The 5,002-nt window shown below is 63.5% G+C and carries 3 protein-coding genes and 2 pseudogenes; all 5 read left to right on the top strand.

Annotated elements, in window-relative coordinates; all coding sequences use genetic code 11:
• Window positions 1-67: 67 nt before the first annotated feature.
• Window positions 68-1,504, top strand: a pseudogene (gene istA / locus TBIF_RS24055) (IS21 family transposase); the annotation flags it as partial.
• A complete protein-coding gene (locus tag TBIF_RS19940) occupies window positions 1,501-2,250 on the top strand; it encodes an ATP-binding protein (protein ID WP_024796506.1) in 750 nt (249 codons plus the stop codon). The pseudogene istA and the gene TBIF_RS19940, both read left to right, overlap by 4 nt.
• A gap of 63 nt (window positions 2,251-2,313) precedes the next feature.
• Window positions 2,314-3,468, top strand: a complete 1,155-nt coding sequence (locus tag TBIF_RS19945) for a hypothetical protein (RefSeq protein ID WP_024796507.1) — start codon at window positions 2,314-2,316, stop codon at window positions 3,466-3,468.
• A 164-nt stretch (window positions 3,469-3,632) separates the two neighbouring features.
• Window positions 3,633-3,845: a hypothetical protein gene (locus tag TBIF_RS26355; RefSeq protein WP_235174895.1), complete on the top strand. Its 213-nt coding sequence runs from the start codon at window positions 3,633-3,635 to the stop codon at window positions 3,843-3,845.
• 495 nt (window positions 3,846-4,340) lie between these two features.
• Window positions 4,341-5,002 (top strand): annotated as a pseudogene (locus TBIF_RS19955) (IS1634 family transposase); the annotation flags it as partial.

A 5,002-nucleotide genomic window follows, 5' to 3' on the forward strand; every position in this document is an offset into this window, starting at 1 on the left:
GGGCTCGATCTTCTTGGGCATGTTTGCATCCTTTCAACTCACAAGGATGCGGCACAAAACCTGGGGCAGTTCACAGCAGCATCTGGGCTGGGACGACGTCGCCGACATGCCCGACACCGACGTGTACGAGGCGCTGTTCCCCGGCCGCGGGATACGAGAGAGCGTGTTCGCCGCGCCCGACTGGCCCGAGGTCCATAAGGAGTTGGCCAAGGTCGGGGTGACGCTGAAGCTGCTCCACCAAGAGTACGAAGACGCCACCACGCGGTCGGGGCAGGCGGCGATGAGCTACGACCGGTTCTGCCGCCTCTACGGCGACTACACGGCGGCGGCCGGTGCGACCTCGAGGGTCAACCACAAGGCTGGCCGCAGCGTCGAGGTCGACTGGTCCGGGCCGACGATGGCGCTGACTGACCCGGTGACCGGGGAGGCATCGACGGTGTATTTGTTCGTCGCGTGCCTGCCGTTCAGCAGGTACGGATTCGTCGAGGTGTCTCTGGACATGAGGCAGGAAACGTGGCTGCGCGCGCACGTGGCGATGTTCGAGTTCTTCGGCGGCACCGTCCCCCGGATCGTCCCCGACAACCTCAAGACCGGGGTCATCTCGCACCCCCGCGAGGGCGAGATCGTCCTCAACGACGCCTACCGGGAGATGGCCGCGCACTGCTCGGCCGCGGTACTGCCGGGCCGGGTCCGCCACCCCAAAGACAAAGCGTCAGTGGAGAATACGGTCGCGCATATCGCGACCTGGGTAATCGCGGGGCTCCGGCATGAGAGGTTCACCAGCCTCGCGCAGCTGCGGATCCGGGTCCGTGAGCGTGTCGACGCCTACAACCGAGAGCCGTTCCAGAAACGCGAGGGCACCAGGGGCTCGGTCTTCGCCGCAGAGGAGGCGCCGCTGCTCACAGCATTGCCCGCGGCCGCATTCGAGATCAGCACGTGGGCCTACGGGCGGAAGGTCAACAAGAACGCGCATGTGGTGTGGGCACGGAACTTCTACTCCGTGCCGATCGCCCATATCGGAGTCCGGGTGGACCTGCGCGTGACCAGCACGGTGGTGGAGATCTACCGCGGCGATGAGCGCCTGACCAGCCACCTGCTGCTGGGGCCCACCGCGGTCAACCAGTATCAGAGCAACGACGAGCACCTTCCCGAGGGCCGCGCATGGCAGGAGTGGGACCGGGCCAAGGTCACGGCGTGGGCAGCCCGGATCGGCCCCGCCGCGCAGGCAGTGACCGAGCGGGTCTTCGAGTCCGTGCAGATCGAGGAGCAGGGCCTGGACCCGGCGTTGGCGATCCTGCGGCTGACGCGCAGGTTCTCTCCGGCACGGGTGGAGGCGGCCTGCCAGGTCGCGTTGCGGGGGCCGATCAGGTCCCCACGCTATGCGCACCTGCGGCCGATCTTGGACACCGGACAAGACAAGATCTTGCATGCCCCGCCGCCTGGTGAGGATGAAGTCGGCGGATATGTCCGTGGCGGCGCCTACTATGCGGGAGGTGCCCGATGAGCCGGTTGGACACTGAGACCACCCGCAAGCTCCGGGAGATGAACGCGGGCGAGATCCTGGAGGCGATCGACGCGCAGGACCAGACGCTGTCGATGGGCCTGCCGTTCGAGGAGCGGGTCCGGCTGATCGTCGATGACGCGTACTCCTCGTTCACACACTCGAAGGTGACCGGGTTGATCCGGCGGGCGGGCCTGCGTTATCCGAACGCCGATCTGCGGCGGATTGATCTTCTCGACGAGCGTGGTCTGAACCGAAATGTGTTGGCCCAGTTAGGTTCCTGTTCGTTCGTGGGCCGTCAGCAGAACGTCGTCTTCCAGGGGTTCACCGGATCGGGGAAGTCGTATCTGGGATGCGCTCTCGCGAAACGGGCATGCGAGAACCGGGTCCGGGCGCACTACGTGCGGATGCCTGATCTGGAGGAGGCGTGGGTCGCGGCGCAGGACAAGCCTGGTGGTGCGGGGAAGTTTCTGCGCAAGTACGCGTCGTTCACGCTGCTGGTGATCGATGAGTGGCTCCTTGATCGGCCCACTGATTCGATGCGGGGAATGCTGCTGGAGTTGATGGAACGCCGGTATGGGGAGACCTCGACGGTGTTCTGCACGCAGTATCTGCAGAAGGACTGGCACCAGCGCCTTGGCTCTGGGGTTCACGCTGACGCGATCATGGACCGGATCATCCACAACACAGTGTGGGTCGACACCGGTAGCTACAACATGCGCGAGCACACAGCACTCGCTGACGCGTAATCCGCGGTGGAGGGCGTCGGTGGCTCCCAGCCAGGTAACTACCGGCGCTCTCCCGCACGATCGGTGGCGCTGAACCGCACGATCGGGTGGCGCTCAACGCATCAAATACTCAGCCGCACCCAGGAGGGCTCCTTCAAGAACGACCTCTGGGATCTCGTTGCCGACAAAGGCGGGCAGGGAAATGGCCTGTACCGGAACTATCTCGGTATGCGAGACAGCGCACAGGCACCCATGACAACACGCTTCACGAACACCACGTACGACTTCTCGGTCAAGCTCAAGGCCGGGGAAGGCGATGAGGAAGAGAAGCGTCCATTCGACGAGTTGCGTCTGGCATGGCACGACTACCCGGGTGACTGGTTCGAGGATGATCCCAGCAGCGAGGAAGAGAACCTGCGCCGGATCGACACCTTCAGGACCCTTCTCAGTTCGGATGTTGCCCTCCTCCTTGTGGATGGGCAGAAACTCCTTGACCATCGCGGCGAGGAAGAGCGATACCTCAAGTCGCTCTTTCACAACTTCCGCCAGACCTTGGTCCGACTCAGGGGCCCTCTCCTTGGCGATGACGGGCCGCTGGTCGAGTTCCCTCGAATCTGGATCCTGTCGCTGTCCAAGGCTGATCTGTTCCCCGACTGGGACGTGAACACGTTCCGTGATCTCATCATTCTGAAGGCTACTGACGATATCGAGAGGCTTCGCTCGGAAATCGCGGACATGATCGTCACGCCGGATGCGTTGTCCATCGGCGAGGATTTCATGCTCCTCTCGTCGGCCAAGTTCGAACTCAAGGCAGAAAGTGCAGAGCCCGTCGAGATCGACCTGAAACAGCGCATCGGCCTTGACCTGGTGCTCCCCATCGCGTCACTTCTGCCGCTGGAGCGCCGGGTCCTGTGGGAGAGGAAGATGGAGCTTCCACGGAAGGTGGTTGACTCGCTCGCTGACGGGGCAGACGTGATCGCAGCGGCCATGGTTGGTGTCAAGTTCCCAGCTTTCGAGAAGCTCCTGCGAATGGTCACTAAGAACAACCCGAAGGCTGAGTTCATGGCCAAAACTCTCCCCGCGGCTCTCGTTGCTGCGATCACGATTGTCGGCCCGAAACTCAGGGAGATGAACGAGGGCGCGCGCGCGAAACACATGTACCTGCGGGCCATGCTTACGCAGTTCAAGATCGACCTCGACCAAGCGGTGACCGACAACGTGCTCAGGAAGCAGAAGTGACTGTGGGAGGGGTGTCTCGGTCACACCTCATCTGGGCGACTCGGGGCCGGAACTGGGGTTTTCGATTCCTGCTCGATGCAGGCCTGGGCGATCCGCTTCCAGAATACGAGCGTGCATTCGCCGAACTCGCGGACGAACCTGCGTCATGGCGCCGAAACGGACAAGTGGTCGCAGTGCGATTCCCGGACCCGGAGGGGCGACGAGACGCAGCGGGACGAGTCATCCCCCACGAGTTCGTGGTCTTTGGTGACGGGGCTGACGTCGTGAACTCCGTGTACGACGGAGAACAGCACCTGTGGCCACTGGTCGAACAATCCTTCGATCATGTGTACGACGCCGATACGACGCCGTCCGTCGCCGACCTGCGCTTCGAATGAGCCGTCTCAGCTGATATGTAGGAAAGTTTGTCATGAGGGCATGGTGAGGTGCCGCCGGGGAGCTACCCCGATGGCGCCTCGTAACTTCCTCGGCGAGCCCCGGCGGTCGCGACGGGGAGAAACGGATCTCGGCCCGGCGAGGCGATAGCCGCTAGGGGCAACCCACGCGCTTTTGCGTGGCAAGGCTAACCTTGGTTCGACTGTCTCAGCTTTGCCTCTGAATGCTGTCCCAAAACTTGCAAAGCGCCAGGTGTTTGTCCCAAGACTCGGCGACGGCGACGGCGACGGCGGTGTCGCTGCTGCCGCCGCTTGGGGATCGCGAGCTCGATGTCGCCGCTGGCGGTGGCGAGGGTCTTGGGTCGGGTGCCGTTGCGGTGGGTGGTCCGACCTGAGTTAGGACATTACCGGTCAGTAGATCGGCCGGCGATGTTGTGACCTGCGTGTTCGCGTCGTTGGTAGGGCGGAAAAGGATACTAAGGCGGTAGTATCCAGGCCGTGGTGTTCGTCCGAAAGACCCGAACAGGCTCCGGCGCAGTCGCCGTCCAGGCCGCGGAGAAACGCGACGGCAAACTCGAGATCATCAAGCATTTCGGATCCGCGCACACCGACGCCGAACTCGGCGTCCTCCTCGCGCAGGCCCACGCCTTCGTCGGCGGCGACCAGCCGATGCTCGACCTCGAGGTGCCCGAACTGATCCACCGCATCGACGACGTCGCGGACTGGCGAAACCCCGAACTGCTCCCACCGGCACCCCGGCCCGCCCCGGGGCTGGCGCCGCCGGGACGAATCAGCGCAACCAGCTCCCGCCTGATCTACGAGGTTCTTGGCGCGGTCTACGACCAGCTCGGCTTCAACATCGTCGGCGACGACGTGTTCCGGGACTTGGTCATCGCCCGGATCATCGAGCCCACCTCGAAGGCCGACACCCAGCGTGTCCTCGACGACCTGGGCGCAGAACCGGTGTCCTACAAGACAATCCAACGCCATCTGGCGATGATCACCCCCAGCGGCTACCGCGACATCATCGCCGACAAATGCTTCGACCACGCCGCTGACACCGGCGGCCTGAGCCTGATCCTTTATGACGTGACGACCTTATTATGCCGACGTCGGCATAATAAGGTTTATGCCGACGTTTCAGTTATGCCGATGCGTGG

It is taken from the genome of Tomitella biformata AHU 1821 (assembly GCF_000524475.1).
Lineage (GTDB): Bacteria > Actinomycetota > Actinomycetes > Mycobacteriales > Mycobacteriaceae > Tomitella > Tomitella biformata.

Excerpts from the sequence above, each read along its gene's own strand:
- TBIF_RS19940 (WP_024796506.1), top strand. The coding sequence starts at position 1,501 with ATGAGCCGGTTGGACACTGAGACCACCCGCAAGCTCCGGGAGATGAAC.